This is a genomic window from Stenotrophomonas sp. PS02298 (genome assembly GCF_029959445.1).
In the GTDB taxonomy this organism is placed as follows: Bacteria; Pseudomonadota; Gammaproteobacteria; order Xanthomonadales; family Xanthomonadaceae; genus Stenotrophomonas.
The window spans coordinates 1-4508 of record NZ_JASCOR010000235.1; the positions used below are offsets into that span (position 1 = coordinate 1).

At 66.2% G+C, this 4508-nt stretch carries 3 protein-coding genes; 1 reads left to right on the forward strand and 2 read right to left on the reverse strand.

Annotation, left to right across the window (positions count from 1 at the left end):
• Positions 1-213: 213 nt before the first annotated feature.
• Together rho and trxA are read right to left on the reverse strand one after the other, a co-directional pair.
• A complete protein-coding gene (gene rho / locus QMX78_RS20165; protein WP_282272979.1) occupies positions 214-1965 on the reverse strand; it encodes a transcription termination factor Rho in 1752 nt (583 codons plus the stop codon).
• Between the two features lie 225 nt (positions 1966-2190).
• The gene (gene trxA, locus QMX78_RS20170; RefSeq protein ID WP_057628040.1) at positions 2191-2520 is read right to left on the reverse strand and encodes a thioredoxin TrxA; all 330 of its coding nucleotides are present in this window, start codon (positions 2518-2520) and stop codon (positions 2191-2193) included.
• A 196-nt stretch (positions 2521-2716) separates the two neighbouring features.
• Between trxA and rhlB the strand changes: the two genes are divergently transcribed.
• A complete protein-coding gene (gene rhlB, locus QMX78_RS20175) occupies positions 2717-4381 on the forward strand; it encodes an ATP-dependent RNA helicase RhlB (protein WP_282272984.1) in 1665 nt (554 codons plus the stop codon).
• The last annotated feature ends 127 nt before the right edge of the window (positions 4382-4508 follow it).

Below are 4508 nucleotides of genomic sequence, written 5' to 3' on the forward strand. Positions count from 1 at the left end.
CCCCCCCCCCCCCCCCCCCCCCCCCCCCCCCCCCCCCCCCGCCCCCCCCCCCCCCCCCCCCCCCCCCCCCCCCCCCCCCCCCCCCCCCCCCCCCCCCCCCCCCACTACAGGTGGAGCTGCTGGTGCCGCGAAGCCCGCATCGCCTGCCCAATCAACGCCCAACAAAAACCCCGCTTTCGCGGGGTTTTTGCCTGCAGCCAACTCCAACCGGAATCAGCGCTTCATCGAGCCGAAGAACTCGTCGTTGGACTTGGTGTTCTTCATCTTGTCCAACAGGAATTCCATCGCGGCGATTTCGTCCATCGGATGCAGCAGCTTGCGCAGGATCCAGATCTTCTGCAGCAGCTCCGGTTCGATCAACAGGTCTTCGCGGCGGGTGCCGGAGCGGTTGATGTCGATGGCCGGGTAGACGCGCTTCTCGGTGATGCGACGGTTCAAATGCACTTCGCTGTTACCGGTGCCCTTGAATTCTTCGTAGATCACTTCGTCCATCTTCGAGCCGGTTTCAACCAGCGCGGTGGCGATGATGGTCAGCGAGCCGCCTTCTTCAACGTTGCGTGCAGCACCGAAGAAGCGCTTCGGGCGGTGCAGGGCGTTGGCGTCCACACCACCGGTCAGGACCTTGCCGGAGCTGGGCACGACGTTGTTGTAGGCGCGGGCCAGGCGGGTGATCGAGTCGAGCAGGATCACCACGTCCTTCTTGTGCTCGACCAGGCGCTTGGCGCGCTCGATCACCATTTCGGCAACCTGCACGTGGCGCGCGGCCGGCTCGTCGAAGGTCGAGGAGACCACTTCGCCGCGCACGGTGCGCTGCATTTCGGTCACTTCTTCCGGGCGCTCATCCACCAGCAGCACGATCATGTGCACTTCGGGATGGTTGGTGGTGATGGCGGTGGCGATCTGCTGCATCATCATCGTCTTGCCGGCCTTCGGCGGCGAAACGATCAGGGCGCGCTGGCCCTTGCCCTGCGGTGCCATCAGGTCGAGGATGCGACCGGTGATGTCTTCCGAGGAGCCGTTGCCGCGCTCAAGCGTGAAGCGCTTGCGCGGGAACAGCGGGGTCAGGTTTTCGAACAGCACCTTGTTCTTCGAGGCTTCGATCGGCTCACCGTTGATGGTGTCCACGATCGACAGCGCGAAGTAGCGCTCGCCGTCCTTGGGGAAGCGGATGCGGCCCGACAGGTGGTCGCCGGTGCGCAGGTTGAAGCGGCGGATCTGGCTGGGCGAGATATAGGTATCGTCCGGGCCGGCCAGGTAGCTGGCTTCGGCCGCACGCAGGAAGCCGAAGCCGTCTGGCAGGATTTCCAGCACGCCGTCGGCGGCGACGCCGTCACCGTGGCGGGTCAGCACCTTGAGCAGGGCGAAGATCACGTCCTGCTTGCGGGCACGGGCCACGCCTTCGGAGATCTGCAGCTGTTCGGCGATTTCCAGCAGCTTCTGTGCCGGCATCCGCTTCAGGTCGCTGAGCGAATAGACCGGGAAACCTTCCGGCACGCTCGGCATCTGGCGCGGGACAAAATTGTCGTTGCCGCCGTCGTTGCCCATGCCGTTGTCGTCACGCTGACGGTTGCGGTCACGGTCGCGACGGTTGCGGAAACGGTCGCGGCGGTTGCCCTGGCCCTGGCCCTGCTGATTCTGCTGGCCATAGCGCTGCTGGTTGTTGTTGCCTTCGCTGTTGTCCTGGCCACCCTGTGAGGTGTTGTTGTCGCCGGAGCTGGCTGCCGGGGCCTGGCCTTCATTGCTGGACGCCGCCGCGGCGGGTGCGGGAGGCGGAGCAACCGGGGCCGGTGCTGCCGGAGCAGCGGCTACCGGAGCCGGAGCGGCTGGCAACGGAAGCGCTGGCTGGGCGGGGGCAGAAGCACCGCTGTCGGCGCTTTCAACGGCTTTGGCAACACGCGGCTTGCGCACGCGCTTCTCGACAGGAGCGTCGGTGCTCCCGGTTTCGGAAGGAGTGTTCTCGGACAAGTGCTTGATTCCTCTCGCTTGGATGTGCGAGCGCCCTGCGGGGCTGCGAACTGGTTGGGATGGTCCGGACGAGAACCCGTCCAGAGGGTGCGGCACGCGAATGCTGCCGGATGTAGCGACACTAACACCGCCAAACGTGGCGGCGCAAGCGCCTGCAAAACCCTGTTGGGCCGCGGTCAGGCTGGCCCGGTGGCCGGCGGCACGGGGCCGCCGGACCGTGCTGGATCAGACCAGCGCCTTGTCGATCATCTGGCTCAGCTGGCCCTTGCCGACTGCGCCGATCTGGGTGGCCTGGATCTGGCCATCCTTGAACAGCAGCAGCATCGGGATCGAGCGCACGTGGTACTTGATCGCGGTGGCGCGGTTCTCGTCCACATTGACCTTGGCGATCTTCAGCTTGCCGTCATAGGCGTCAGCCAATTCGTCCAGGACCGGGGAAATCATCTTGCACGGGCCGCACCATTCAGCCCAGAAATCCACCAGGACCGGTTCGCTCGATTGCAGGACGGCGCTGTCGAAGTCGGCGTCGCCGACGTGTAAAACCTTATCGCTCACTTGGAGTCTCCTGGTGCAATGCGACTGCCCATGCCGGGTTGGCGGTCGCATTGCGGTAAACTGGGGCATTGCGCGGACAGTGGGCAGGGCCCAGGTGTCGCGCGACCCGGCGCAGGGGCCGCAGTGTGCGACGGTGCCCGAATCGATGCAAGCTGCCCGGCCACACTGACCGGCTGGCACTACAAAGACGAAACCAATGAGCGACAAACCGCTAACCGACGTGACATTTTCCTCCTTCGACCTGCAGCCCTCGCTGCTTGCAGGCCTGGAAGGCGCGGGTTTTACCCGCTGCACCCCCATTCAGGCGCTGACCCTGCCGGTGGCTTTGCCGGGCGGCGACGTCGCCGGCCAGGCCCAGACCGGCACCGGCAAGACGCTGGCCTTCCTGGTCGCCGTGGCCAACCGCCTGCTGACCCGTCCGGCGCTGGCTGACCGCAAGCCGGAAGATCCGCGCGCGCTGATCCTGGCACCGACCCGTGAGCTGGCCATCCAGATCCACAAGGACGCGATGAAGTTTGCTGCCGACACCGGCCTGCGCTTCGCGCTGGTCTACGGTGGCGTGGATTACGACAAGCAGCGCGAACTGCTGCAGCAGGGCGTGGACGTGATCATCGCCACCCCCGGCCGCCTGATCGACTACGTCAAGCAGCACAAGGTGGTTTCGCTGCACGCCTGCGAAATCTGCGTGCTGGACGAAGCCGACCGCATGTTCGACCTGGGCTTCATCAAGGACATCCGCTTCCTGCTGCGGCGCATGCCCGAGCGCACCACGCGCCAGACCCTGCTGTTCAGCGCCACCCTCAGCCATCGCGTGCTGGAGCTGGCCTATGAGCACATGAACGAGCCGCAGAAGCTGGTGGTGGAGACCGAAAGCATCACCGCCGATCGCGTCCGCCAGCGCATCTACTTCCCGGCCGACGAAGAAAAGCTGCCGTTGCTGATCGGCCTGCTGTCGCGCAGCGAAGGCGCGCGCACCATGGTGTTCGTCAACACCAAGGTATTCGTCGAGCGCGTCGCACGCGCGCTGGAAAAGGCTGGTTACCGTGTTGGCGTGCTGTCCGGCGACGTGCCGCAGAAAAAGCGTGAGAGCCTGCTCAACCGCTTCCAGAAGGGCCAACTGGAAATCCTGGTTGCCACCGATGTGGCCGCGCGCGGCCTGCACATCGACGGCATCAAGTACGTCTACAACTACGACCTGCCGTTCGACGCCGAAGACTACGTGCACCGCATCGGCCGCACCGCGCGCCTGGGCGAAGAAGGTGATGCGATCAGCTTTGCCTGCGAGCGCTATGCGATGAGCCTGCCGGACATCGAGGCCTACATCGAGCAGAAGATCCCGGTCGAGTCGGTCACCGCCGAACTGATGACCGCGCTGCCGCGTCCCGAGCGCGCGCCGCTGCCTGAGGGCGAAGAAGGTGAAAGCGTTGGTGCCATCTTCCGCGAAGCCCGCGAGCAGAAGGCCGCTGATGAAGCCCGTCGTGGTGGTGGTCGCAGCGGTGGCAAGCCCGGTGAACGCCGTGGCGAACGCAGCGCCGACGGCAAGCCGCGTGGCCCGCGCAAGCCGCGCGTCGAAGGCGCCCCGGCCAATGCCGAAGGCACGCCCAAGCCGCCGCGCCCGGCCGCTGAAGGTGCGCCGAATGCGGCCAACAGCCCGGCAGTGGAAGGCGAGCGCGCACCGCGTAAGCGTCGCCGCCGTCGCCACGGTCGCCCGGTTGAGGGTGCCGAAGGTGCAGCGCCGGCAGTGGCCAACAACAACGGCCCGGTGCAGGTACAGGCCAAGCCGATGCGTGCCGGCAACGACAGCGACTCGTTCCTGACCCGCCTGGGCCGCAAGATCCGCCGGATGCTGTCGGGCAGCTGATCGCCGCGAGCCTGTAGTGCCGAGCCATGCTCGGCAGAGGCTCTACCGGCAAGATCAAAGCGGTAGTGCCGAGCCATGCTCGGCAGCGGCATTACCGGTAAAGCCCCTTGCCGAGCATGGCTCGGCA

Coding starts and splice junctions, on each gene's coding strand:
- rhlB (WP_282272984.1), top strand. CDS start 2,717: ATGAGCGACAAACCGCTAACCGACGTGACATTTTCCTCCTTCGACCTG.